Consider the following 26,828-nt stretch of genomic DNA (forward strand, 5'->3'; position numbering starts at 1 on the left):
CTGGCGGAGTAGCAGCTCGGCAGACTGACACCTGCACAGCTAAAGCACTGTGGACCAATGCCACCCAACGCAACTGCTTCCTTTGTTGTCATTTTGTGCCGGGGGCATAATGTTTCCAATAGAAGAACAAGGACTCCAGATGGTTGTTGATTGTGGGCGCTTTGTGATTTCTCGACGACGCACGGGCTTTGGGGATTGCCTGTGGTCGCTTGCCTCGGCTTGGCAGTACGCCAAGCGAACAGGACGCACTCTAGTCGTCGACTGGCGCGGATCGTGCTATCTCTCTGCCCCCTTTACGAACGCCTTCAGCGTGTTCTTTGAACCCGTCGACAACATTGCGGGCGTACCCGTCATTTGCGACGATATGATCAATCAACTCCGCTTTCCCGGCCCTTTTTTTCCACATTGGTGGAATAGGCCCGCAATTGACGGCGTTTATCGATCTGACGACCACATTTTTGGGGAGCGTGACGAGCTGCGCAGGCTATTCGTGACGTCGGAGGATGTCCAAGCAAATACCATCGTCTGTGATGCCTGTTTGATGTGGGGGTGCGATCAGGAGTCCGAACTCGCGATATTCCGCAGCATCACACCACGCGTGGAAATCAGGCGCCGGATCAAGGATGTGTACCATCGGACGTTTGAAGGGTACGACGTAATCGGCATTCACGTTCGGCACGGCAACGGTGAAGACATTATGGGTCATAAGCCATACTGGGATCGCCCTGGACTTGCGTTGGAGCAGATATACGCTGCAATCGAACGCGCAAAGGCGCTGCCTCATGCAAGACCGACAAAGCTCTTCCTATGCACGGACAGTCCAATGGTTTCAGACCACCTTTCAGGTCGCTATCCCGAGCTCTTCACCATTCCCAAACGCTTCCAAGGAGACGATGCCGGCCCGCTACACACTGCGAATCTTGGCGTTGAGGGTGGATTCTCGGCGCTCGTGGAGATGTACCTCCTGGCTTGTTGCCATACGGTTATCCGATTTCCACCGACAAGCGCTTTCTCCCGCTACGCCAGCCTAGTCGTGCCTCACGTGATCGAGTTTATGTTGGACAATCCAATTCGTTTGATCTTGGCCGAGAGGTCCTCCGCTGACCGCCCGCCACTTTGGCCTAACGCGAGCGGGGTCTATGAGGGCATATCGGCCTAGGGGGAACACTCAAGAAGACCCTTCCACGGTAGCCAAAGCCCGGGGGCATGCTGGTCGAAAGGTTTCTGGATATCATGATGCTCACGACACAAGGAGCGCGGGTCAATTCGCGGTTCAATACTTTATTTCCGAGAACGCCACTTCAACCCCAAACGCACTTCACAGTTGGTTTCTCCTTCGCCGCACAGCTGTTGCTAACCACTAAACTACCCTCAGGTGTGACCCGCCCGTGTCCCGTACGCCCATGCTCTTCTGAAAATGGACGGTCGAGCCCCGTCGCGGATTCACGCCCGGCGCACGATACGTCACATCACGGTCCGTTTCGGCCAGAGCGGCACGCCGGCCGCGCGGTCAGGGCTCTTTGGACACTTTGCGAACATGGCTAAACCGGTCGCTCTCATTACCGGCGTGACCGGCCAGGACGGCGCCTACCTCGCTGAACATCTGCTGTCGCTCGGTTACGTCGTTCACGGCATCAAGCGGCGCTCATCCTCCTTCAACACCGCGCGCGTCGATCATCTCTACCAGGATCCGCATGTCGGCAACGTGCCGTTCCAGATGCACTATGGCGACATGACCGACTCGACCAACCTGATCCGCCTGGTGCAGCAGATCCACCCCACCGAGATCTATAATCTCGCTGCCCAGAGCCACGTCGCCGTCAGCTTCGAGAGCCCTGAATACACCGCCAATGCGGACGGCATCGGCGTGCTACGCCTTCTGGAAGCGATCCGCATCCTGGGCATGGAGAAGGAGACGCGGTTCTACCAGGCCTCAACCTCCGAGCTCTATGGCCTGGTGCAGGAGATTCCGCAGAAGGAGACGACGCCGTTCTATCCGCGCTCGCCTTACGGCGTGGCAAAACTCTACGCCTACTGGATTACGGTGAACTACCGCGAAGCTTACGGCATGTTCGCCTCCAACGGCATCCTGTTCAATCATGAGAGCCCGATCCGCGGCGAGACCTTCGTCACCCGCAAGATCACGCGCGGCGTGGCGCGGATCGAGGTCGGGCTGGAGGAGACGCTCCATCTCGGCAATCTCGAGGCCAAGCGCGACTGGGGCCATGCCAGGGATTACGTCGAGGGCATGCACCTGATCCTGCAGGCCGACAAGGCGGACGATTTCGTGCTCGCCACCGGCGAGACGCGCTCGGTGCGCGAGATGGTCGAGCGGTCCTTTGCCCATCTCGGCCGCCGCATCGAATGGCGCGGCAAAGGCGTCGAGGAGACCGGCATCGATGCCGTTAGCGGCAAGACGGTCGTGAAGATCGATCCGACCTATTTCCGTCCGACCGAGGTCGACCTCCTGATCGGTGATGCCAGCAAGGCGCAAAAGGTGCTCGGCTGGAAGCCGAAGCGGAGCTTCGCCCAGCTCGTCGAGGAGATGATGACGAGCGATCTGGCCGAGGCCAAGCGGGACATGGCGAATGGCAAGCGCACCGTTTGAGCTGAAGGGCAAAAGCGTCTACGTCGCCGGCCATCGCGGCATGGTCGGCAGCGCGCTTGTGCGCCGGCTGGCGCGGGAGGATGTGAATCTCCTCACCGTCGACCGGCGCGAGGTCGATCTCTGCAACCAGGCCGCGGTGTTCGACTGGTTCGGCAAGGTGCGGCCGCAGGTGGTGTTCCTCGCCGCGGCCAAGGTCGGCGGTATCGTCGCCAACAACACGCTGCGTGCCGAGTTCATCTACGACAACATCGCGATCGCCGCGAACGTCATCCACGCCGCGCATCTGAACCGGGCCGAGAAGCTGATGTTCCTCGGCTCGTCCTGCATCTATCCGAAGCTGGCGCCGCAGCCGCTGCGCGAGGATGCCGTGCTCACAGGTCCGCTGGAGCCGACCAACGAGCCTTATGCCATCGCCAAGATCGCCGGCATCAAGATGGCGGACGCCTATCGTAGCCAATATGGCAGCGACTTCATCAGCGTGATGCCGACCAATCTCTACGGTCCCGGCGACAATTATCATCCTGAATTGAGCCATGTGGTCGCGGCGCTGATCCGGCGCTTCCATGAGGCGAAGCTGGCGGGCGCCAGGACCGTCGCGGTCTGGGGCACCGGCACGCCGCGGCGCGAGTTCCTCTATGTCGACGACATGGCCGATGCCTGCGTCCACCTGATGAAGACCTACTCCGGCAGCGAGCTGATCAACATCGGCACCGGCGAGGACATCGCCATTGCCGAGTTCGCGCGCGTGGTCGCCGAGATCGTCGGCTATCGCGGCGAGATCCGTTTCGACACCTCGCGTCCCGACGGCACGCCGCGCAAGCTGCTCGATGCCACGAGGCTCGACAAGCTGGGCTGGCGCGCGACGACATCGCTGCGCGACGGCTTGAAGCGGGCTTACCAGGCATATCAGGCGGCACCTCTCCTTCTTGAGGGGCCGTAACAATCTTAACCGCGAGCACGGGTTGGCCGCAGGAAGTGCGAGACGTAGAACCGGCCCCCAAGACATTGCGTACGTTCACTCTACAGCGCACCTCGCGGGCCGTGATCCGCTGTCGGCTTCTGATCCCGATCGCCTCCTTTGTCGGTGCGCTCCAGACGGGGTTACACTTACATCGTGCGCCGCGTTCATGTGAGGATTTCTCCCAGTAAGCTTCTGATCTTCGCCCTATCCTCGTGCTCCCCGCAGTTGCTCGATACTTGTCGCCGTTGACGTGTTGATCCGTCTTTGTTTCTTAGATCGAACTGGCGAACCGACGCCTTTCGCGGCTCGATGGTGTCAATCGGCGTTCGACTGGCGCTCCGACTCGTTCTTGATGCAGTTTTGGGGATGTCTGGCGCTTTTGATTGGAGAAGAATCAGCGCTATGCAGCAGGAACTACACCGTTCCAGTTTGGTGCCGCGTTAGCATTCGGATCTCGATGGAGGGTCGCGGCCGCTGGATGGACAACGTGTTCATGGAACGGCTGTGGCGCAGCCTATAGCACGAGGACATCTGTCTCAAACTCTATGCCGACGGCAAAGAGCTGCAAGCGGGCCTCGCCGACTGGATTGCGCCCGCACCAGGCACACGGCTATCGCACCCCTATGGCGGTCTGGTGCGCCGGCGCTACAGCAAAGGCTGTGGACATGGTTGAGAACGCCGAAGAGGCGCTGCCCACATGCCCCCAACCTCAACAAACAGACGCAGACAGAGGCCCTGGCGGCTGAAATCAGAAAATTAGGCGCGGCGAGACTTCCAACTAAGACGGCGCTGTCACTGGTCCTGCTCCCGGGGGGCACTTCAGCACTGCTTCACGAGCGACCGGCTCGGTCAGCATCTCGTAAGTTTGACCGAGTAGGTTTTGCACAGTTCATCTATCGACGTGAGGCTAGCGTGGACCCGCACAATTTTGACCTATCCAAGGTATCAGCTTGGCCGCAGGTACAGCGCGCCGTCTCAGAAGAGCAGCAAGCAGGGCAGGCGGGCACAGACGCCTTTGAGCAGCACATCAACGAGGCTCGCGCAGTCAGCCTTGCAATTGCCTCCGAGTGGATTCCGTCGGAATGGGATCACCTCTATCCTCACGTGTGTGGCGGCGACCGAAATCTCATTCAAGCGGCGATCCAGGCCCGTGTTGAGCGCCGCAAACTCAAAACGATCACGGCCCAAAGATATGCCCGCGCTCTCTATAGGTTGGCAAATGATCTAGGAAAGCGCGGCCAAGCGCTTGAGGGGACTGATGACCGTTCCTTGATTGACCACAAGGAAAGGTTCTTCAACAGCGATAAACACATGCGTTCCGCGTTGGCGGTACTGAACGATCATCGTGATCCTCTTGCCGGCGCTTCATCTGTTCACAAGCATCAACATTACACGCCATCTGCGGCTGATGAACCGCTGATCGAGGCCCTCATAAAGCATGGCGCTAAGCACAAGGGCTGGAGTAGGCAAGTCGCTGCGCACCACGCTGGAACTCTTTGCAAATTGTCGAATGAGCTGCGATTATATCAAGCCGGTACGCTTGCTGGAAGTGGTGACGCTCAGCTGTCTATTTTTGCCGGGGCATCCGGGAAGGTCTCTCGGCGGAGGACTTCTGCGCTGATGGCGCTTCGTGAGTATCGTGAAGCGCGTGGTGTGGGACCGTCGGCGGAGAGCGCTTCCGGATCGCAGGTCTTACGGCAGGCGGGCAAGCGGGCTTCCTCACCAATGATGGCTCTCAATTCAGAGGAGTTCCGGGAGCTGTTGGATGATCAATCCGACGATCCGGCGATCATGGCTGATGATCCAGCACTTCTGCGACTGGAACACGCGCTTCGCGAGGAGATTCAGGGGCCAGCTCAGCTGCCTTTATCCATCGAGCCAGAGGGATTCATGTTGAATCCAGCGGAGTTCCCTGCAGCGAACGTTCGGCGACTGCTGGATGATCAGCCCGCCCAACCAACGAAGGCTCTCAATTCAAAGGAGCTACTGCAGCTGCTGGATGAGCAATCCGACGAGCCTGCGATCATGGCTGATGATCCGCAGCTTCTGCGACTGGAACACGAGCTTCGCGAGGAGATTCAGGGGCAGCCGGATGACCAACCAGCTCAGCCGCCTTTGTCCATCGAGCCAGAGGGATTCACGTTGAATCCAGTGGAGTTCCCTCCAGCGAAGGTTCGCCGCCTGCTGAATGATCAAACCGCCCAGCCGCCAGCCTGCGGCAATCCAAAGAACTTCAATGCAGGCGATCGCGTGCTGATGCGGGCTCCCCTCCACGAATTGGATCCATCGCAATGGGAGGGGCAGCCCACAATGCAGGACAGCGGGCGCGACTATCCTGCTGTGCTGGGCAAGAGCAGCGTCCTGCCGAGCGAGGACAACCGATCGACCAGGTTCGTGATCAACACTGACCGCTACACGGCGCTATTGGTACCCGCGCGGCTAACTGGGCAGCGCGCCCCAGTCCATCCGCCAGGCGCCGCCGTTCGTCTCGGCTCTCGATCGGAAAACATTCCGAAGCCCGGCGCGCGCCCGCCGTCCACAGCGCAGGAGCTGCATGATCACGCGAAATATCCGTCGGTGCTTCCGCGCATACCTTCCCATGCCCAGATCGGGGCGTTGGGGCCGACAGCCTCGTTCCCGCAGCGCGGGCTGGTACTCGACGACACGGAATGGCTGGGCGACGAGCATATCCTGCGGGATTACCAGCTGCTGGAGCAGGCGTTGCAAGGGAGTGATCCGGCTCTCGCCGCCCGAACGCGGTTCGTGGATCCTCTCATAGCGTTTCAGTTGAGCTGGGGCGCCGAGAGCGACGCGCTCCGCGCATTGCAGCGCATAGTCTATGATCAGGACGATAATGATGTAGTCGACTTCCTATTTGTGCCAGTGAACGATGCCAGTGCGACCGATCCTAATCGCCGCGGCACCCATTGGTCGCTGCTGCTCGTGGATCGCCGCACGCGAGGCGAGCCGGTCGCCTATCATTACGACTCAGCCCGGGGACACAATGACGGGCCTGCAGAACACCTCGCAGAACGGTTGGGCGTTGTTACTCTGCAGCGAGCTGGCATGGCGCAGCAGCAGAACCGTTATGATTGCGGCGTGTTCGTAGTCGACAGCACGCGGGAGCTGGTTCGACGATTGGCTCAAGGGGAGCGGCCACAGCACGAGCCGCTGCACCTCGACTACCTCGCCGCTAATCGGCAGGCACTCCGGGACCGGCTGGATCGGGACGCGCCCTCCCGGTAGGCGTGGCGATCTCTACGATTTCGCCGGCCTTCCCGACGGAGCGCCGGTCGCGAGCAAGCGCACCATGTGTATCGCTCCCGCGAGGGCCATGTTATTTGATGGACGCGAGCGCTGCAGGTCCTGGGGTAATCAATCCTAGGGGAAGCGCTATGACAATTTCGCGGGCAGAGGTGATCAGATCGGTCGAGCGGCGGCGTCGGTCGTCGCAGGATGAGCAGGAACGGCTAGTTGCGTCATCGCTCGAGCCCGGAGTCACTGTTTCCGGGGCGCTCGCCAAGCCGCCCTTCATATGGCCAGCTATTCAGGTGACGCAAAGAGCTTCGCAAGCGCGGTGAGACGAGTATAGCCCCGTTAGTGCCGGTCAAGATTGGGCTGTCTGTCCCGACGCGGGATGTGGCAAAGGCGACCATTGGCGACGCTGCCAGCGCCTCGACGGAAGAGTCGAGGTATCATCGAGATTGATCTTTTGGACACTGCATCGGGGTCGATGGTTACGGACAAAGACGCGCTGCGCCGAGTTCGATCCCCTGGTGCGCCGATGAACCTGATTCCGGCCAACGTGCGAGTGCGGCTCGCGAAAGACTACACAGCGATCGGAATCCGCACGTCAAATTCGGTTGTTCACATCCTTTATGCTCTGCAGCATACCGGCCAGATCGCCTTTACAAGATCGCGGCGGCGACAGTGGAAGAGGAACCGATGATCGCTGGGCGGGTATGATGTTGTCCAGGATTCCGAGATGATCTCGCCCACCATTCCGATTTGAAGTCGCCCACCCGTTCCGAGATGATGTCGCCCGGGTGACAGGACCTGTTCTGGCTCCTATAGAGTCAACCTTTCGGCTTTGCAAAGGGGGACCCCGGATGCCGACGGAGAGGCTTGCGATGCGCCGTGTGCGCGATGTGATGAGGATGAAGGCGGCTGGGCTACCGAGCGGCGAGATTGCTCGGCGGATTGTCAATCCGGCCCTTTAATTGCGGTTTGTTGTCAAGCAACCATTCTTCCTCTCTCCAGTGACACGCCGGTAGCGATTGCTCCGTCGGAGCTGGTCCGGTTGCGGAGACGGAGCGATCGCGGATGGCGAGACGATTGTCTAGCGGGCTTGGCAATTGACGTCGTTGGCGGCTTCAGCGGGTTGGGTTGATGTCGTAGCTGAGGTCCTGGCCCTTTCCGAGGTCGCGAGCGCCGCATGATGATATCCGGATCGGGCGCCTCAACGTTTGCAGCGGAGTGCGGGCGAACCGCCACTAGCCGATTGACCGCGGTCACCACGACCACCGTCCCAGCCGCGACATCGCCAGTCCGGCGGACCGGACCGAGAACTTGCGAGTAAGTACCAGATTGGCTTCGGCTCGCCCCAGTCGAACGATGTGCCATCAACCCAGCTACAGTGGAGACTCACGACGATCTTTCGGGCAATGGCGACCTTTGCCTTCTTCATGCCGATCCGCTTGGCGAGCTTCATTCCCCAGGCTTTTAGCGACGACCAATTTTTGGTTCCACAAAGAAGGACAGTGGCGGCCTCGAACAAGTCAGTTCGGAGAGGCCGGTCGCCCATCGAGATATCTTTCCGGTTGTGTCGGTTTCGCCGGATTGGCTGCGCCTCGGCGTAAGGCTCGGTAGCCGACACCCATCGAAGCCGATTGAAAGCGCGAGGGGGCATCGATCGCGTGGCGGAACGTTGGGCCGTCACGACGCTAACCCCCGGGATCGTAATCAGGCGACGCGTCGTCTCGTCCAGTTTTTTCAACCGGCGGACCTCGTTGTCAAACTTACCTTGTTGTTGACAAACGTTCTCATGGATCGCGAGCAGCGGCGATATCACGCTGAGAAGCAAATGATCGAGGCCCAAGACTTCGCTGACCTGGTGCGGAACTGTTAGCCGATCGCGCGAGGGATTATCAATCCACATTCCTTGATCAAGCTGCATACCTGGTTCTCGATGTCTCGGCGCATGGCCACTAGCCAAGATCTGGCGACAAGTATCGCTCGGATCTTCTGGCTTTCCTCAATTTTGACTTTGACCTCTCGATACCATCCAACCCGCACCAGTCCGGCAAAGCCTCGCGCATCATTCTGATCGCTCTACGGACCGACAAGGCTGCGTGCGCATGCCGAGCGTCGATGCAGACCAACGGCAGCTCAACCTGCGGAGTTCATGCCATAGCCAACTCGCCAGCGAACCGGTCTCGACGCCGATACGCTCGGCATGAGGCGCATGTTTGCCAAGCAGGTAAGTCAAGGCACCAGGATTAGACTTGGCTTTTCCTTCGAAGATTATTTCACTAGTCTCGTTGACAAGCACACAGCGGTTTCTCTCTGTGAGACGTCCAGACCGATGTACTGCTTCATGGGAGCTCCTTCGAATCATTTGATTGCGAGAGCTCACGACAACGGAGTTTGTCCGCCACGAGCGCCGACCGCAATTACGTCATCCTTTGCAGATTTGCAGACGATGACGTAATTGCGGTCGGTGCCCGCGGCTCGAAAGCTCCGCTATCTTCAAGCCTTCCCGCAATCTCACGAATCGGATGGGCCATGAAGCAATATGTTGGGCTGGATGTCTCGCAAAAAGAAACGTCGGTATGTGTGGTCGACGAAGTAGGTCAGGTCTTGTTCGAGGGAAAGGCCAAGTCCGACCCGGGGGCGCTTACGGCACTGCTTCGCAAGCGGGCGCCACAGGCGGAGCGCATCGGATTTGAGACCGGCGCGATGGCGAGCTGGCTTTGGCATGAGCTTCGTAGAGTTGATCTTTCGGTGGTCTGCATCGACGCGCGGCATGCCCACGCGGCTTTGTCCGTGCGCATGAACAAGAGCGATCAGAATGATGCTCGGGGCCTTGCCGAATTGGTGCGGGTTGGTTGGTATCGAGAAGTCAAGGTCAAGAGCGAGGAAAGTCTGAAGATCCGCGCGATACTCGTCGGGAGATCTCGGCTCGTGGCCATGCGTCGAAATATCGAGGACCAGGTCCGCAGCCTCATCAAAGAATGCGGTTTGCTGTTGCCACGCGCGATCGGACTGCAGTTTCGCAATCGGGTCTGCGAGCTATTGGGCAAAGATCATCAGCTCCTCGGTGTGATCGCGCCGCTTCTGTCGATCCATGAACAGATCTGCAAGCAGCAAAGCAACTTCGACAACGAAGTCCGCCAGTTGGCAAAGTCAGATGAGACGACGCGCCGCCTGATGACGGTTCCTGGTGTTGGCGTGGTGACCGCATTGACCTTCCGCCATACGATCGACGACCCATCGCGCTTCCGATCGGCATCGAGCATTGGCGCCTATCTGGGTCTTACACCTCGGCGCAACCAATCTGGCGAAACTGACATCAATGGCAAAATATCACGATGGGGCGACCGTCTTCTCCGAACTTACCTGTTCGAGGCCGCGACCGTCCTGCTTTATCGAACGAAGAAATGGTCCTCCCTCAAGGCTTGGGGAATGAAGCTCGCGAAGAGGATTGGCATGAGGAAGGCGAAGGTCGCCATCGCGCGCAAGATCGCCGTTGTTCTGCACTGCATCTGGGTCGACGGCACATCGTTCGACTGGGGCCTGGCGAAGGAAGCCTGATCCGATTTTGTAGCGTTCCTAGTCCGGTCCGCCGGACTGGCGATGTCCCGCTGGGACGGTGTTGTGGCGACCTCGTTCATTCGGCTGGTGACGGCTTGACCGTACTCCGCTGCAGACGTTGAGGCGTCAGACCCGGACATCATCATGAGGCGCTGCGCGACCTCGGAAAGGACCATGACCCCAGCGAAGACATCAACCAGCCCGTACGATCCAATGCCTGGCCAGTAGAGCAGGTATCAACCGCGCCCGCGCCGTCTCCGCAACCCCGACCAGCTTCGACGGCGCGGGCGCTACCACCGTGCCATCGGCGAGTTCAGAAATGTAAGCTTGACAACAAGCCGCAATTAAAGGGCCGAATGACAGGCTTGTTGTAGAACGTGCTTGGCGCAAGATGAAACACATTTACCGGTCGAAACGAGAGGACCGACTTACGATTTTGGTCCGGGATCGAACGGGTCTGGTGTTGGTGCATAAGCGCATCGAACGCTGCATGTTCGTTAGCCAACGATTGCCGACGCCGCGATGCGTATGTCGCCGGCGATGCTCGCCGTCTGATTCGAGGGGCTGGCTTGGAGGTTGGCACGCCCGGAGCAAGCACGGCGTCGACAAGTCACCGGATACTTGTGGCAGAATGACTCGGAGCCGCGCCACGCATTGCACCAGCCGCGCAGACGTGCTCAATATAGCACCTAAGCACTGCGACACTTGGACAGGAACGTACGCGCTTGAATGCGCTTCTGAAGTAAATGTAGGTGTCGTTCGGCCCTTTGCTTTCGTTTAATAGCCAGCTTACATTTCTGAGCTCGCCCAAGACGCGGTGGTCGCGCCCGCGCGCTCGTAGCTGGTTGGGGTTGCAAAGACGGCGTGCGCGCGGCTGATATGCTCTGCCGGTTAGGCATTCGATCGAACGCTAGTTGATGTCTACGCCGGGGGCATGGTCCTTTCCGGACGTCGCGAAGCGTCTCATGGTAATGTTCGGGCAGAATGCCTCAGTGTCTGTAGCGGTCTGCAATATTTGAGCCCCCGATCGACAATTGGCGACGAGATCCGCTGCGGGCGCTGTTCGTCATCCACACGGCGAGCATCCCGAAGCATCTTCGCCGGGGCAACTCCTATTGCGGGTTTAACGCTCTCTTCGAAGCCCGGGTGGGGATGGTTGCAATCTTGGACGAAAAGCGTTGGCGGCAACCCCCGCCCTGTGTTGGGCACATGGACGCGAAAGCGTGCTTCGAACTGGCCGACATCCTCCAAGAAGGCTCCCTGCGGACAGTGAACGAACGCGATCACGCCGTTGAGCTGGAAGCGGCTCGTCGGGTTGACCAGCTGTTCGAGATCGAGGGCGAAATCCAATGGTTGAGTGCCGCGGCGCGGCTACCGGCCCGCCAACACAGAAGCACGCCGCTGCTGAGCGATTTTGGGGCTTAGCTCCGGCGGACTCTGCCCGGCGCTCGCCTTCGTCCAATTAATCACGCCGATCAGTTCAAGCAATCGGATGACCTTGCTCGCATCGTCCACAACGAACGGATCTGCCTGACCACGATGCTGGTGAGACGCCTATTATCGGCTCACAGGAGTCGAACCGAAGTGCTGGGCTTCTTCAGTGAATGGAAGCGTGCGATGTCGCCAATCGCGGCCGCCACAACGGAGGCGACGACCGAATTCACGCCAGGCATCGTCATCAGCTTGAGAGCCCGCGGCTCGCCCAGAGCCTATTTTGCTACGGTCCCGTGGATCTGCGATATTTTCTTAGTCTCGCGTTCGAGATCCGCGATCAGACGCTGAGGCATCGCATACTCGCCTGCCGAAGAGGCATTGAACGCGACGCTGAGTAATAACAGCACCTGCCCGCGTGGGCATTAAGGGCTGCGCAAGAACCTAAAATGCCGACCCGCCTAGCGCCCGGTCACGAAGCGACGGGCAACGCAAATTGAATAGTCGCCCCAGGTCCGTTTTTGCGAGCAATCGATAGGTGCCCTCCGTGAGCTTCTAAGATCGAACGACAAATGGTGAGACCCATGCCGATGCCGCTCGTTTTGGTCGTGAAGAACGGATCCAAGATCCGGGCTCTATCCTCCTCAGCAATTCCCACGCCGCAATCGGTCACTGAGAGCTGTACGCGTCCCATATCGTCGCTAAGTGACTGAATCAGCAGCTCGCGCGTCGTATAATCGACTGCTTGCATCGCCTCGATCCCGTTCATTATCAGGTTTATGATCACCTGCTGCAGCTGTACCCGGTCTCCTAGGATCGGGGGCAACGTCGGCGCCAAAACTGTTCGCACGGTCACTCTGTGATTAGCGAGCTCGCGTTTCAATAGCGCGATGGACTCGTTGATGACGTCATTCATATCGAGTGACACCATCTCAACATCACGCTTTCTCGCAAGTGCACGGACCCTGCGGATCACCTCGCTTGCCCGTATAGCGTCATTGATGATCCACTCCACCGACTTGCGAGCAGCCGACAAATCGGGAGCTTCGCGTGCTATCCAGCTAAGGCACGCCTCGCCGTTGCTGACAATGGCTGCGAGCGGTTGGTTTACTTCGTGGGCGATCGAGGCTGTTAGTTCTCCCAACGTCGTCACGCGCGTCACATGCGCGAGATCTGCCTGTGCCTTCCTCAATTGCTGCTCCGCCTGATCTGCGCGAATATGAGCTGTGATGTCCGAGCTCACGCCACGGTAGCCAAGAAACTTGCCAGCTTCGTCAAACAGTGGCTTGCCGCTGGTCCGGACGTATATCGCAGATCCATTTGTGTTGACAGTGCGATAAACAAGATCGCGAAAGGGGCGACGCTCCTCGAGCATCGCCCGATGTTGCCGCCACTTCTCCGGCTCTTCTTCGGCGTCCAGGGCAATTTCCCAGCGAGGTCGGCCCCGCAGTCCCGCGGCCAAGTTGCCCACAGCGCCGGTGTGTTCTGATAGAATAGTGACGGCGTGGTCGGGTCCCGTCTCCCAGAGCCAATCGGAAGCAGTTTCGGCATAATCTCGAAAACGCTGCTCACTCTCCCGCAATGCAATAACGGTGCTTTCTAGCTGTTGTCTGGCCACGCGTTGCTCTGTGACATCCATGTGCGTTCCGATCAGCTCGACGGAGCCGTCGCTTCTTGACACAGCGCGCGCAACTGAGTGTATGTACCTAATAGAACCATTCGGAAGACAGATTCGAAAATCGTATTCAAAGTTCCCCTTCCCCTGTTCGATCGCCTGACGCTGCACTTGCTGCTGCGCCGCCAGATCGTCTGGATGGATGCGCGATCGGATGGCTTCTAGCGTCACAGGCTCGTCCGGATCAAAACCGAGCAACCGGCTCACTTCAGCGGAGCGATATGCAAAAGATCGTCGGTGGCAATCCCAGGACCAAGTACCTATGCGACTAAGCTGCTGCGCGTCGGCCAAATAGCCCTCACTACGACGCAGTTGCTGCTCGCTCTGTTTGGCCGCCGTGATGTCCGTCGCCGCCCCGACAAATTCGACATCGCCAGACGCGGTTCTTATCGCGCTTGCCAGCGCGTGAATGTACTTAATCGACCCATCGGGCATCAGCAGACGGTATTCGTGATCGAAATCCTCGCCTCGAACCGCGCGACGCAAAGTTTCATGGACCGACGCTTTGTCTTCTGGGTGCGTGCGGTGGAGGACGTGCTCCGGGGTCGGTTTCGTCTCGGGATCGTACTGGAATATCCGAAATTGCTCCTTCGACCAAAACACCTCGCCGGTAGCGACGTTCCAGCCGAAGCTGCCAGTGTGGCTCAATTCTTGGGCCCGAGCCAAATGGGCTTCACTCCGCTGCAGAGCGACTTCTGCGCGCTTCTGCTCAGTGATGTCTTCGCACGTGACGAGGACAATTGGCTTGTCGTCCTTCCCCAGCATGGCCTTCGCGCTTGCGCGCACCCATAGTACCGAGTTGTTCTTTCTAACCTTCCTCATGTTCCAGCTGCGCGATTCGCCAATGGACGCAAGACACTCCCTGATGCATTTGCGAACCACCTCGCGATCGTCTTGCATAAAGACTTCCAGCACGGATAGCCCGACGAGTTCCGTATGCATATAGCCGAGCTGAGTCGCGCCAACAGTATTAACGTTGAGAACAATACCAGCTTCATCCACCATGAAGTACATAGCCGGATTATGATCAAAGACCGCCCGCCATAGTTTCTCGTTATTGTGCAGGTCCATGGCCTTGCGCCCGAGCGTTGCTGCCGTCTCGCGCGCAGCTTCCCTTTCCTCACGGAGTCGACCGATCACGTGCGCTCCGATCATTGAGGCGATAAAGAAAGCGACGACCATCATAGCGTCTTGATGGTCATCGATACGGAAACCGAACGGACGCGGAGCAAGCACGTAACTTAACAACACCACGGACACCGTTGCGAGAGCCATCGATGCGATGACACTTCCCATCATCGAGAACAATAAGATTGCAACCAGGCAGGCGAAGGCCGTTGGAGCAAGAGGACCTTGAGTATACAAGGACACTAATGCTACGATCGCGATCGCAATGCTCCCGAAGAGGAACTGAATCGCCCCACGCTGGAATGTAGTGAGCTGATTGAACATGCGTCAGCCGCTTTTGCGCTTTGTGAACGAAAGTCAATGATAGAATAGCAAATACAGCAATTCATTGCACTCCGACAGGCTCATGAGCGCCTCGGAGATGGGGCAATGGGAGCAAGACAACGCCGAAGGCCGTAAACATACCTTCGTATAGTTGCCTTAACGCTGAAATTCGGGCCATGGAGAGGATAGTCCTAGATAAAGTATACCAGCGCTACTTGCTGGACGCCGGACTAAGCGCCGTTCGCTGAAATCGGCATAGACACGGAACAAGCTCATAAGTGTTCTTCATAGCTGGAAGCGCGGCGCCCAGATGGTGACTGCTGGCCGCCGCTGGCCCTCCCGACCTACGGTCGGGCGCTACGGCAGATCAACACTCTGGACAAACTCCTGTCGAGCACCGGGCGACCCTGTCCTCGCAACTCGAAAAGGTCTTACAATGCCTAAGGTCGGGGAGGGGGTCTCCGCCGCTGACATGAGTGGCGACTTGCTCAGACGACAACTACGAGCGTACGCCGCCGTCCAAGAAGCGCCGACGCTTAGGTCGAACATCATCGCGACCTCAGGTTGTTTGGCAGGGCGATCCGGAAAGTTAATGCTGGCATTTTGCGCCGCTTCCTCGCCCCGTTTTTCGTGAAGATGAATTGTAGTATGGCTGCACCTGCTTGGGCGGCCCGCCAGCCGCCGCGTAACACAGATGAACGCTCTAATGAACAAGTTTGTATCGCGCATCGCCGCGGAGGACAGTTTCCACCCTGTTGTCGCAGAGAAAGCCGTTGGTCTAATGCTCGCTTTCTCGCAACACGAGGCGGCCAGTGGTCCCGTTGCGCGCATGATCGACGACGACACACAGCGGCGGACGCGGCGTCATAGGTCTCAGTCAACAATTGATGAGTGCGCTTCTCAGCCTGTAAAAGATCGCCGTTCTGGGAGGCGCGATGACCACCTTCGCCAAGAGACATGTCGACAGCACACTGGTGAATGAGGACTTCAATTCCGTTCCGGGCCCTCCCAAGTTCGCCTGATCAGCGGCAGCGGAGACCGCATAAGATTATGCGCCTGTTGTAACGGTCCGCTTTGGTAACATGATCTGAGATCGGAAAGCTGGACCATTTTTGGTTAGAGTTTTGCGTTGCCGACTCTCCTCGGCTGGGAGGAGTGGAAGACGACGAAGGCCCCACGTTTTCGGATGCCCGGAAGACGTTTTATCCTGAAGCAGGGCAACGACGGAGCCCCGGTTACGATATCTGCCGCAAGGCTGGGATCAGCCAGGCGACCTGTTTCACTTGGAAGACGAAGTATGACGGTCTGCTGCCGACCGAGACGCGGCGGTTGAAAAAGCTCGAGGACGAGAACGCCAAGCTGAAGAAGCTGGTGGCCGATCTGTCGCTTGACAAGGAGATGCTGCACGACGTGATTCGCCGAAAGCTGTTAAGCCTGGTCGGAAGCGCAAGCTCGCCGACGAGATTTGTGGTAAGTGGAAGGTGTCGATCCGCTAGGGCTGTGCGGCTCTCGACTTTGACCGGCCGACCTATCATTACAAGTCTCGTCGCTCGAGCAGGCCGCCCTCGAAGCTCTGATCAAGGAGATCTGCCATGTTAGCGGGCGCTACGGCTATCGCCGTGTCCATGTGCAGATGCGCCGCGAAGGATGGCGACACTGTCAGAACAATACCCGCCGCGTCTATCGCAAACTGGACCTGCAATTGCGCAACAAATCGCCAAGGCGCCAGGCCGAGGCCAAGCTGCACGATAACTGCCGGCCTGTGACCCGGGCCAACGAGACCTGGGCGATGGACTTTATTCATGACCAGCTGGCAACCGGCGGCAAGCACCGGGTGCTCACGATCATTGATTATTTTCGCTCGCTCCTCGCTGGCGCTGGAGCCGCGGTTCACCTTCCGCAGCACCGATATCCTGGACGGCTTCGTAACGAAGTAGAATTTTCGGCGACGATTCGCATCGATCAAGGCAGCGAGTTTGTGTCGCGCGACGTCGACTTGTGCGCCTACCAGCGCGATGTCACGCTGGATTTCTCACGGCCAACCGAAATCGATCAGCTTATAAGGAAGGCGATGTTGCTATGGATCTATGAAAGCCGACGAGACTTATCCACGACTTCACCGGTCAGAAGTTTGGAGACAGAACGCCCCCCGCAATCCGCTGATGAACCAGTCATTCTCAGACGTCAGAACAATAGTATCATTCCCTTGGTGTTCATGGAATGCGCAATATAGAATGCTCAATGAGCTTTCGTCGGCGGTTCGCGAATTGAAGAACTCTTCCTGTTTAGGCTCGCCTCGGTGCAAAGGTTGTCTCGCGCACAGACAGAGTTCCAGTTTCCCTTGCCTTCTGGAATGAGCTGGCGGATCGCATCATCGTAAGCGCTGTTCAGCGGCCACCTACCGGATGACGGGGCGATCTGCGAGTCTGCGGTTCGGTTTTGACCGTTAGGCTTAGAATGGACACAGTGCATACTGCTATCACGGAGCCGGTGCGGCGGCTTGAGGTCTTCACCGGAGCCGGTCGTCGGCGGAAATGGAGCGACGAGGACAAGGCGCGTATCGTTGCAGAGATCGTGGCGAGTGGCGACTCGGTGTGTTCCGTGGCTCGACGGCATGGATTGTCGCCGCAGCAGCTGTTTGGCTGGCGGCGTCAGTTGCGAGAAGCCACAGGCGGCCATTCCGAGGCGGACGAAGTACAGTTTGTGCCGGCGGTGATGGACGCCATGGTGCCGGCGCCGACTCTCACCAAGAGCGCAAAGTGGTGCGCAAGCCAGACAGCGGAATCATCGAGATTGAAGTCGACGGCATCACGATCCGAGCCGGTCGTGGAGCGGACACGGCGATGATTGCGTCGATCGTCCAGGCGCTGAAGGCGAGCGGGTGATCGGTCCGTCAGGCGCGGTCCGGGTGATGGTAGCGACCAAACCGGTAGACTTCCGCAAGGGCATGGAGGGTCTTGCGACCCTGGTGCGCGAGAGCATGGGTGCAGATCCATTCTCGGGCGCTGTCTATGTGTTCCGGGCCAAGCGGGCGGACCGGATCAAGCTGGTGTTCTGGGATGGAACGGGCCTGTGCCTGTTCGCCAAGAGGCTTGAGGATGGGATCTTCCGCTGGCCGAAGATCGAGGACGGTGTGATGCGCCTGTCAGCGGGGCAATTGTCGGCGCTCCTCGATCACCCATGTTGATGCCCCTCTTTGTTAGGCTGACAGATTCTTAGATCAAGTTGCGCAATGACGTGGTTTCGAAGGTCTCCAATAGCGTCTAGAACGGATGGTGTATTGGGGGAGAGATAGGCGCCGCTGGGCTGGCGATCAATCAGCAAACGCTTAGTTCGGATCTGTACATAGAGCCAGTTCACCGGAATCTCGAGCCTTTTGGCCAGTTCGGGTGGACTGAGGAGTGAGCCGTCATGGTCCCATCGAGTACGCTGGGCAGTTACCTTGATGGCCGCGGCACGACGGAGCCGACCGACGGTGATAGGCAGCACCTTATCGGCGCAATGGGGAGAGCGGTGACCTTCTTGGGTAAGGATTGCGGCGATCTCGTCGTCGGGGACGCCGTCGCGAGCGAGCGTTAGAAGGCGTTCCCGCATCTCGGCGCCTCGTGTCAATCTGGTGACGGAGTTGACGCTCATCTTCACCTTGAGCTCCGTCACGGCGCCTCCACGCCAGACGATCCTAGCCAGGGCCAAGTCGTGCTCACCGCGGTCGAGAACGACCTTTTCGATGAGACATCGCAACAACGCCTTGCGATGGGCATCCGAGATCGTCTCGTCACGCCATATCTGCGGGAGGCGGCCAGTGAGGCTGATGACCTTGTCGCTGAGCTCCTTGCTTAAGGCCACTTGTGTGATCGCTTTGGGCGGCGCCTGTCGGGCAAGCGACTCTTCAGCGGCGCGCACGTCGTTAAGTGCCGCTTCCCATCGGCGCTCGAGTTCGGAGGCGACCAACCGATTATCTGGATCAGCTCGGTTGAACTGCCGTTCGGCGAGCGCTGCCGTGTACCGCTTGCGCTCGAGCTCTCGTTCTGCACTGGAGCGTAACGCAGTGTTCATCTGCTGCTGCACCCGGCGTGAGCGCGACAAGGCATCCAGTTCGGCTGGCGCTAGTGCGGTTAGGAATGCATCGCCAACGGCTGCATCGATATGGGCGGCGCGAATGTGTTGGCAGGTTGGCTGACCTTCCTGGGTACGCAGGTGATTGCATACATACTCGCCACCGCCCTTGTAGCGGACGTACATCTTATGACCACATCGTGCGCACCAGGCAATGCCGTGGAGCAGGAGCTCGCCATTGCGAGGCGCGCCGCGGGTTTTGATGCGCATGTATTCGGCTCGGTTATCTCTGATGACGGTTCGGATTTTTTCATAGATTGGCCAATCGATATAGGCTGGATATCGGTCTTTAACGACGATCCGCCACTCCTCCATCGGCCGCGGAGCCTTCTGTGGGAGGGCACCCTCCCGCTTCGATGGCTGGAAGCGGGTTCGTCCATAGACAAAGGCGCCCGCGTATGCCGGGTTCTTCAAGATCGCCGCGACAGCAGCCAACGTCGCGCGCGTCCAGCACAAATCGCCATACCGATCACGACGCGGCAGTTCCAGGTCACGCTCGTTCAACGCTCGCATGACCTTGGCAACGCTGCGCAGCTGCAGGAACAACTGGAAGACGAGACCGAGCCGCCCTTGCACGGCCATGTCGGGATCCTTAACGACCAGGCCGCTCGGATCCCGCATCAGCCCGATTGGCAACATAACCGCAAGTTCGCCGCGCTCGGCTTTGGCCAGGAGGCCAGCGGTCAGCCGGCTGCGGATCGTATGTAGTTCAAGCTCGGAGATCGAACCCTTCAGCCCGAGAGGCAACCGTCCGTTCGGAGTGCCCGGGTCATAGACACCATCGCGGTCGGCGATCAGGCAGCCACGTAGACCACAGATATCCAGGAGCGGATACCAGTCGGTACAATTACGCGCCAATCGGGTCACGTCGATCGACAGGATGAGTCCCACTTCACTCAGGCCAACACGGCCAACGAGTTCCTTGAAGCCGTTACGCTGTGCTATAGACGCGGCGCTCAACCCGAGATCGGCATCAATCACGTCGATGGCCGCCTCACGCCATCCGAGTTCGCGGGCGCGCTGGCGAAGCGCGTATTGAAGGCGCAGGCTCTCCTGATTGCTTACGACCTGGTGCGGCGTCGACTGCCGGATGTAGACCACGGCTTTGCGCGCCAAGTGGCTTGGTGTGATCAACTCGGACTTCATGAGAGATCTCCGCCAAAATCGCGGCGACGTCTTCGACGATCTGGCGTCGGAGCGCGGGCGTCAGCGTCGACCAAAGATCGGCTGGATCCATGCTCATGTGCGTCGAGACAATCCGCTGTCGATAAAAGCTCGAGTAGAGCCTCCATACTCAGCTTAATCTGATTTGCTTCTTCTCCATAATATTCGATTGCGGTTGCTTGAATCAGAAGGCTGCTTCCTGCGCGATACTCAACTTCATACGAAGCAGGAATGCCTCGGCCTCGCTGGCCGATCTTCCTGATCACTCGATATGAGCGAGCCCACAAAGGATGGTGGGGGTCCTTAACCTCGACTACCTCAGAAGATGATTCGTCAGACTCACTATTAGGGACATTCCTCAATCCCCTGGCTGGAAGGACTCGACTGGCGGCTTGTGCATGAGGCACGGGAGACGCCGGCTCCAGCGCAGCCCGGATAGCTGTTGGCAGTGCTGCGGCGAAGTGAATCAGGAGCGCCGAACGCGTCGCAAGATCGCGGCGAATATGCTCTGATTTGGGTGTGAGCGACGCCCTGCCTGACGATCTCGAGACACTAAAAGCGATGCTGCTTGCCGAGCGGTGCGAGAGCGAACGGCTGCGTCAGATCATCAAGGAAATGCAGCGACACCGGTTTGGTCGGCGGGCGGAGACGCTGCCCGAAGATCAGATGCTGCTGGGCCTGGAAGACGTCGAGCAGGTGGCAGCGTATAGCGAGACGGCGCAGAACGTCAGCGCACCTGAAGGCCGCGATGCGCGAGCTCGCAAGCGCCGCGGCAACCGTGGCGCGTTGCCGGCGCACCTGCCGCGGATCGAGGTCATCGTCGACATCGAGGACAAGACCTGTCCCTGCTGCCAAGGCGAGTTGCACCGGATCGGTGAGGACAGAAGCGAGCGGCTGGACCTGGTCCCGGCGCAGTTCCGGATCCTCGTGACCCGGCGGCCCAAATACGCCTGCCGGGCCTGCGAGGATGGGGTCATACAGGCGCCAGCCCCCGCTAGGCTGATCGAGGGCGGATTGCCGACCGAGGCTACCGTCGCCCAGGTGCTGGTCTCCAAATATGCCGATCACCTGCCGCTCTACCGGCAGGCGCAGATTTATGCCCGTCAGGGCATTGAGCTCGATCGTTCAACGTTGGCGGATTGGGTGGGACAAGCAGCCTTCCACCTGCGTCCGCTGCATGAGCGCCTCCTCGGCAAGCTCAGGCAACGACCAAAGCTGTTCGCCGACGAGACGACAATGCCGGTGCTTGATCCCGGCCGCGGGCGCACCAAGACCGGTCAGCTCTGGGCCTATGCGGCAGACGACCGACCATGGGGCGGCGTCGATCCGCCGGGCGTCGCCTATGTCTATGCCCCCGATCGCAAAGCCGATCGACCGATCGCTCATCTCGCAGGCTTCAAGGGAATCCTGCAGGTCGACGGCTATGCCGGCTACGCCAAACTCGCTGAGCGGGGCGACGTTGAGCTTGCGTTCTGTTGGGCGCACATGCGCCGCAACTTCTTTGAACTCGCGACTCCTGGCCCGGCACCCATCGCGAACGAGGCGCTCAAGCACATCGCCGGGTTCTACGCGATTGAGACGGACATCCGCGGCCGCAGCGCCGAGGAGCGTCGCCTCGTGCGGCAGCAGAAAAGCCGGTCACTGACGGAAGCCTTCGAGCGGTGGCTCCGCGCAAAGCTCGCGTTGATCAGCCAAAAGGGCAAGTTGGCCGACGCCATCCGCTATGCGCTCTCACGCTGGGAGGGCCTGACGCGCTTCATCGATGATGGCCGTATCGAGCTCGACAACAACGTTGTCGAACGTTCGATCCGCCCGATCACGCTCAACCGGAAAAATGCGCTGTTCGCAGGATCCGACGGCGGTGCCGAGCACTGGGCCATCATCGCCTCTCTGGTCGAAACCTGTAAGCTGATTGACGTCGATCCGCTTGCTTACCTGACCGACGCGCTCACCAGCATCGTCAACGGTCATCCAAACCGCGACATCGACCAGCTACTGCCCTGGGCCTACCGCGCTCAAGCCCTCAAAGCCGTGGCCTGAGAACGACGCTTACGCATCATCTACACCAACCCACGAAGCAAGACATGTAGCAACGATGGGGGCCGAACGTTCGGTCGAAACTTTGTGGGGAGACAAGGCTTTGGCTTCATTCCGACCGATCGGGACCAGCTCGTGCACCGGGCGCCAGACCCCTCAGCGCCCAAACCTGTTCTGGACTCCCGTTACAGAGCCACCATCATCGCCTTTGCAATCACTGTCTCTCAGCGCATGAGACGCCGAAGAAGCAGTACCCCAGAGCACAAAAACGACACCACGGCATAAATGAGCAACACCATAACATGCATGACAACGCCGTCCGCTGGCCGACCAAGCATTGCCGGGCGAATTAGCTCGATCGAATGCTTCAGCGGCAACAACACGGCTGCGACCTGAAACGGTGTCGGCAGTTGATCGGTTGGAACCACTGCGCCGCAGAGAAAGATCATAGGCGTGACCACCAGCGTCTGATAGAATACGAAGAAGTCGTAGCTTGGCGCTACCGCTATGACGACCATCGCCAAACTGGCGAAGACGACCCCAGTCAGAACAATAGCCGGTAGCGCGCAAAGCATAGATGGCCATGCGGCATAGCCAAGCACCCCAGCGACGGTCGAAATGCCTATGCCGGCCAATAGAGCCTTACTGGCTGCCCATGCCACTTCACCGAGCAGGATGTCACCGAGCGTAAGCTGTGTACAAAGCATTGCCTCCCAGGTTCCTTGGGAGTGCAGCCGAGCGAATGTCGCATAAAGCGTTTCGAAGCTCGCGGAGGTCATCGCGCTAGTCGCGACCATGCCGCCCACCAAGTAATCGATATACGATGTCCCGTGCACGCGCCCCACAATCAATCCCAGGCCGAAGCCAAGACCGAGCAAGTTCGTCAGCGGATCGGCAAGATTGCCGATGAGCGATGCAATCGCAATTTTTTTCCAAGCCCAGAAGTTGCGGTGCCATACCGCAACCCAATTCAGCGCACCGGCCGGCATCGCAGCCCCATAAAATACTCTCATCACGTCTCCGTCTCGCGCCCCGCGAGCAGCAAGAATACATCTTCACGTTTTGGCAGACCGTCGAAGCCGCAAAACCCGCATACCCGCGCAGATGCTTTGTAACTGTTCGAGATTGGACGCCCGACAAGAGGCGACCTCACCACTGACTTCATAAGCGGCGCGCAAAACACGATTAGGTCCGTTATTCGTGTGGACTACCACCACAGCTTTCGATTACGTCACGGCCATTTTGCATGCTGATCAGCCTGTGACTCTCCCCTCGACGATCTAGTGTTCCTCCTCCGAAACGCACAGCCGATATCGCACAAGCCGCTCCGTCTCCTCCATAAAGGGGTTGTCGGCATCATTGTCTTGCCGCTCGAAGGACGCGAGTGGGGTCGATCTCAGCCCAAATAGCGCGTGCAGGTCGAGACCGGCTGTTGATTCGTCCACTACGAGCGGGTGAGGATCGTTGCAATTGCTTGACCGGCGTGGCCAGACACAACCCCGCGCGCCAGCCGTGTTCCCGAGGGAGGTCTGCAGTCTTGCATTTCCATTTAGCGCGCGTCCATTCCGGGCGATTTGCGACTTCACAGCTCTGGACCATTACGTTCAATGAGTGCGCCTGCCGGCCACTCGCTTAAAGACCGCGCAATTGGGAAAATCACGATTAGGGCCTCATCCACCCGAGTTGGCGGCAAGTTGTCATAAATGTCGGGAAGAGTAGACCGTACACAAATTCCCGAAACAATTGTCGCCAAGCCCGGCCGGCCGAGTAGCCTTGCGATATGATCTTTAAGTGCGAGCCGAACTGTGCCGAACCCGAAGGGAACCCGAAGCTCCCGGAGCACCGGATACATCACGCGCATTGAATGGCTGATTCCCAGTCCTTCCAGATCCGGACGTACCGCGTACAATCCGAGTTCAGCCACCAGCAGGTCGATTTCGCCGACCTTGATGAACCGTCGCAGCGCGCCGATGTGGGCAGCCACGCCGCAATCATCGTAACCAATCACGCGCAGCTCAGGTCGCGCTCCAGCCCAGCTTCGATTGCCCTCAAAAGGTCTTGCATTGAACGCCCCGGTCGGCCCGTAGGCGCTTCGGAAGAATTTGGAGAGTTCGACGTGATCGGATAATTGCAACTCGTTTTCCCAGCACGTTCTCCACTGAAGCCGATGGCGCATGAATGCTCTCCTGCTTTCCCGCAATCTGCGGCCCTCACCGGGTGAGCAGCGGACCAGGTTACTCGCTCGATCGGTGTCGCCATGCAGGCGACCCCGCTTAGACTGCGCTGATCCAACGATATCGCGTAATATTCTTGCGATATCCGGCGCACACTTTCTATTCCTCCGAAGTCTACCCGATCTCTCGCGGACAGGAGGTTTCCTAACCATTGCTGCGCGTACTGTTAAATCAATTGTTTGGATTAGAGCCATCTACACTGCGGATCAAATGTAACTGGGTGATGCTTTGGCGCGGCTCACTCTTAGAAGCGCGGCGTGCAACGCACGCCGAATGAGGAGTTGACATCAATACACGACGGTTGGTTTTCCTTGTAGGCCAGCGCCGCATGTATCGTCGCGACGGTCTCAGTCTCTGAGCGAGGGCGTGCGGGCCACCTATGGGTTTCGTCGATCCGCGAAGGCCGCCAGTCAGCTTGCCGACTCCACTACAAGCGAGTGGCGCTCGGACGGCGCTATCCTGGTTCTGTCGCCAGACAGGTTCGCAGCGAATAACCGCCGCTTCATCAGGTGTTATGGATGGAATTGTTGAAAGCCACGTCACGAGGTCGAGCATAGCTCTAACCCAGTTCGTCCGCTTCAGCTCCTAGCGGTAACCAGCAGCCGAGGCACGGAGCGCGCGCGCCGTGACGAGGTTTGCCGACACATCGGGCGAACGTCCGGCACGGGGGGGCGGAGTCTAGCGAAAGGAGGTTGGCTCGGACCTAGAGTCGCGCAGCAACAATTCGGAGAACCCGGCCTAGCTTGTAGGTAAATCGTTCCTATCTGTCGTTCTCCGCCGCGGCGACCTTTCTCAAATGCCGCTCCAGCAGCACAGTTTAACTGGCTCGCACTCGCATTCCAAGCAGTCGCGTGCCCGTAAGATGCCGATGCGAATCTGAAAGTACGGATAAATGACTCATAGACTGCTTGAATCGGACGTGGTGTCAAGTTGTACACTGGTAACGGCGCGTCTGCGAAGCGATAAGTAGATGAAACAATCTCTTGCAATTTTATCATGTTTGGTTTGCGGTTTGCTCGTTTTGAATGGGATCGCACTCGCAGACTCAATGCGACGCTACAGCTGCACCGTAGAGGGGTCCGATCGAGAGCCGGTCGGTGATCGGGACGGGCACCTTATTGTCAGCCTCCAGTACACCTGTCACGTCGCCAATGGAGCGCTGAAGGACTCGGGAATTACGGGACTGTTCGTCAGCGAATGGAGCAGCGAGAAACAAACGTACTTGGCTTCTCTTGACGTTCATCGCGCGCTCGACGGATTTGCGGTTAGTCAGCTCCTGGAGGGGATCGGCTCCTCCCTTATGGAGGACAACAGGGCTGCCGGCATTGCTGCTTCCGGCAAGACTGTGTTTAAGTTTGCCTCAGGCTCGTTAGCGGTTCTCTCAGGAAGGACTGTGACTTTCACGACTAAGCCCCTCGACTATCGTCAATTCGAGATGGAGTTCACGGATTGGCCTGACACTATTCAGCCTAAATGAACCTGCTGCCGTCGCACCAAGGATTGAACCATGCCGGGGCTGTCGGAGGCCAGTTTGGTTTAAGTTATGCGGCCATGCCTTGGGGGCCGGCATGGCGTAGTAGCGTTGCTCAGCTTCGACCGGCGGTATGTTGCCGATGGGCTCGAGGAGCCGCCGGTTGTTGAACCAATCGACCCATTCTAGGGTGGCGAACTCGACAACCTGGAAGCTGCGACATAAGCGAAGTCGGAGAGCCAGGGGACATTCGGTCGTGGCTCCTTGAACTGGCGGTTGACGTGATCAGCGGGCAGGGCGCGGCCTTGTCGCTGAGCGTGGGCGGGCTTGCCGCGGATCCCCCTTGCAAATCCATGTCCCGCATCAGCCGCGAGCCCGTGCAACGGGCAACATCGGCGCCTTCGCGCTTGAGCTGTCGCCGGCAGCGTCGTCCTATTCAGAAAACAGCCGATGACATTGAGCGGAGTTATTGGGCGCGCTTCTTGGGAAGCGAGCCGCCATTCAGCGCATCACCACACGCTGCCGTCACGCCATGGGCCAGCCCAGTGCACCCTGCGAGAGCGATTCGATCCCGCCGCCACATAAAGCCAGCCCTCGACTGCCCAGAGATAGGCGAAGTCGGCGATTAGTTGTAGTACGGCCGCTCAGCGGTAAACTCCCGATCCAGCAGATGCGCCGACACGATCTCGGCTGCCGACCCCCGCCATTCATAAAGCGCCGGCGGGCCCCGCGCCCGCAAGCCCTGCAAGCGCATCAGCCGCTGCTCGACCCGGTGCAGGGCACAATTCGCCCCGTCAGCCAGAAACTCGCGCCAGAGCCGGCGCGCGCTATGAGTTCAGTCGCTGACGGCGAAGCTGGCCTTCACT

16 protein-coding genes and 4 pseudogenes are annotated in these 26,828 nt (G+C 59.0%); 13 read left to right on the forward strand and 7 right to left on the reverse strand.

The genetic code is table 11. The annotated features are described in order from the left end of the window. The first annotated feature begins 109 nt into the window (after positions 1–109). From BDOA9_RS34960 to BDOA9_RS40085, 4 genes are all read left to right on the forward strand, one after another. The gene (locus BDOA9_RS34960; protein ID WP_275507675.1) at positions 110–1,159 is read left to right on the forward strand and encodes a nodulation protein NodZ; all 1,050 of its coding nucleotides are present in this window, start codon (positions 110–112) and stop codon (positions 1,157–1,159) included. 378 nt (positions 1,160–1,537) lie between these two features. Continuing rightward, positions 1,538–2,608: a GDP-mannose 4,6-dehydratase gene (gmd, locus tag BDOA9_RS34965; RefSeq protein ID WP_025038581.1), complete on the forward strand. Its 1,071-nt coding sequence runs from the start codon at positions 1,538–1,540 to the stop codon at positions 2,606–2,608. After that, positions 2,589–3,548, forward strand: a complete 960-nt coding sequence (fcl, locus tag BDOA9_RS34970; protein ID WP_025038582.1) for a GDP-L-fucose synthase — start codon at positions 2,589–2,591, stop codon at positions 3,546–3,548. The genes gmd and fcl overlap by 20 nt, the downstream gene beginning before the upstream one ends. Before the next feature lie 933 nt (positions 3,549–4,481). Next, positions 4,482–6,815: a Ulp1 family isopeptidase gene (locus tag BDOA9_RS40085; protein WP_025038583.1), complete on the forward strand. Its 2,334-nt coding sequence runs from the start codon at positions 4,482–4,484 to the stop codon at positions 6,813–6,815. 1,342 nt (positions 6,816–8,157) lie between these two features. Here the strand turns inward: BDOA9_RS40085 and BDOA9_RS40275 are convergent. Then, a pseudogene (locus BDOA9_RS40275) lies at positions 8,158–9,167 on the reverse strand (IS110 family transposase); the annotation flags it as partial. Between the two features lie 186 nt (positions 9,168–9,353). Here BDOA9_RS40275 and BDOA9_RS34985 point away from each other — a divergent pair. From BDOA9_RS34985 to BDOA9_RS34990, 3 genes are all read left to right on the forward strand, one after another. Further along, positions 9,354–10,382, forward strand: a complete 1,029-nt coding sequence (locus BDOA9_RS34985; protein WP_025038585.1) for an IS110 family transposase — start codon at positions 9,354–9,356, stop codon at positions 10,380–10,382. 391 nt (positions 10,383–10,773) lie between these two features. Further along, on the forward strand, positions 10,774–11,163 hold the full coding sequence (locus BDOA9_RS40280; protein WP_445291836.1) for a hypothetical protein: 390 nt from the start codon (positions 10,774–10,776) through the stop codon (positions 11,161–11,163). A gap of 428 nt (positions 11,164–11,591) precedes the next feature. Beyond that, positions 11,592–11,807, forward strand: a complete 216-nt coding sequence (locus BDOA9_RS34990) for a hypothetical protein (RefSeq protein ID WP_042337027.1) — start codon at positions 11,592–11,594, stop codon at positions 11,805–11,807. Positions 11,808–11,947: 140 nt separating this feature from the next. On the opposite strand, the gene BDOA9_RS40285 is transcribed toward BDOA9_RS34990, so the two are convergent. Next, on the reverse strand, positions 11,948–12,061 hold the full coding sequence (locus BDOA9_RS40285) for a transposase (RefSeq protein WP_082847988.1): 114 nt from the start codon (positions 12,059–12,061) through the stop codon (positions 11,948–11,950). A gap of 224 nt (positions 12,062–12,285) precedes the next feature. Further along, on the reverse strand, positions 12,286–14,940 hold the full coding sequence (locus BDOA9_RS34995; protein WP_025038587.1) for a PAS domain S-box protein: 2,655 nt from the start codon (positions 14,938–14,940) through the stop codon (positions 12,286–12,288). Between the two features lie 1,186 nt (positions 14,941–16,126). Between BDOA9_RS34995 and BDOA9_RS39740 the strand changes: the two are divergent. From BDOA9_RS39740 to tnpB, 4 genes and pseudogenes are all read left to right on the forward strand, one after another. After that, a pseudogene (locus BDOA9_RS39740) lies at positions 16,127–16,981 on the forward strand (IS3 family transposase); the annotation flags it as partial. Positions 16,982–17,397: 416 nt separating this feature from the next. Further along, positions 17,398–17,649, forward strand: a pseudogene (locus BDOA9_RS39745) (transposase); the annotation flags it as partial. 53 nt (positions 17,650–17,702) lie between these two features. Continuing rightward, the gene (locus BDOA9_RS39950) at positions 17,703–17,825 is read left to right on the forward strand and encodes a hypothetical protein (protein WP_256375441.1); all 123 of its coding nucleotides are present in this window, start codon (positions 17,703–17,705) and stop codon (positions 17,823–17,825) included. A 26-nt stretch (positions 17,826–17,851) separates the two neighbouring features. Beyond that, entirely contained in the window at positions 17,852–18,127 is a 276-nt protein-coding gene (tnpB, locus tag BDOA9_RS35015) for an IS66 family insertion sequence element accessory protein TnpB (RefSeq protein ID WP_152033773.1), read from the forward strand. Here the strand turns inward: tnpB and BDOA9_RS35020 are convergent. Next, the gene (locus tag BDOA9_RS35020) at positions 18,115–20,202 is read right to left on the reverse strand and encodes a recombinase family protein (RefSeq protein ID WP_025038589.1); all 2,088 of its coding nucleotides are present in this window, start codon (positions 20,200–20,202) and stop codon (positions 18,115–18,117) included. The genes tnpB and BDOA9_RS35020 overlap by 13 nt on opposite strands. 579 nt (positions 20,203–20,781) lie before the next feature. On the opposite strand from BDOA9_RS35020, the gene tnpC reads away from it, so the two are divergent. After that, positions 20,782–22,260: an IS66 family transposase gene (tnpC, locus tag BDOA9_RS35025; RefSeq protein WP_042337029.1), complete on the forward strand. Its 1,479-nt coding sequence runs from the start codon at positions 20,782–20,784 to the stop codon at positions 22,258–22,260. Between the two features lie 221 nt (positions 22,261–22,481). Here the strand turns inward: tnpC and BDOA9_RS35030 are convergent, their stop codons facing one another. Continuing rightward, positions 22,482–23,270: an ABC transporter permease gene (locus BDOA9_RS35030; protein WP_025038591.1), complete on the reverse strand. Its 789-nt coding sequence runs from the start codon at positions 23,268–23,270 to the stop codon at positions 22,482–22,484. A 569-nt stretch (positions 23,271–23,839) separates the two neighbouring features. Beyond that, positions 23,840–24,433 (reverse strand): NodA family N-acyltransferase, encoded by a 594-nt coding sequence (locus tag BDOA9_RS35035; RefSeq protein WP_042337031.1) that lies wholly within the window; start codon positions 24,431–24,433, stop codon positions 23,840–23,842. Positions 24,434–25,461: 1,028 nt separating this feature from the next. Here BDOA9_RS35035 and BDOA9_RS35040 point away from each other — a divergent pair. Then, positions 25,462–25,968 carry a hypothetical protein gene (locus BDOA9_RS35040; protein ID WP_025038593.1) on the forward strand — a complete coding sequence of 169 codons (507 nt, stop codon included), beginning with the start codon at positions 25,462–25,464 and terminating at the stop codon, positions 25,966–25,968. On the opposite strand, the pseudogene BDOA9_RS39750 reads toward BDOA9_RS35040, so the two are convergent. Beyond that, positions 25,873–26,392, reverse strand: a pseudogene (locus BDOA9_RS39750) (hypothetical protein); the annotation flags it as partial. The gene BDOA9_RS35040 and the pseudogene BDOA9_RS39750 sit on opposite strands and share 96 nt — an antisense overlap. Positions 26,393–26,828: the final 436 nt, after the last annotated feature.

The sequence above is a fragment of the Bradyrhizobium sp. DOA9 genome (genome assembly GCF_000617845.2).
Classification (GTDB): domain Bacteria; phylum Pseudomonadota; class Alphaproteobacteria; order Rhizobiales; family Xanthobacteraceae; genus Bradyrhizobium.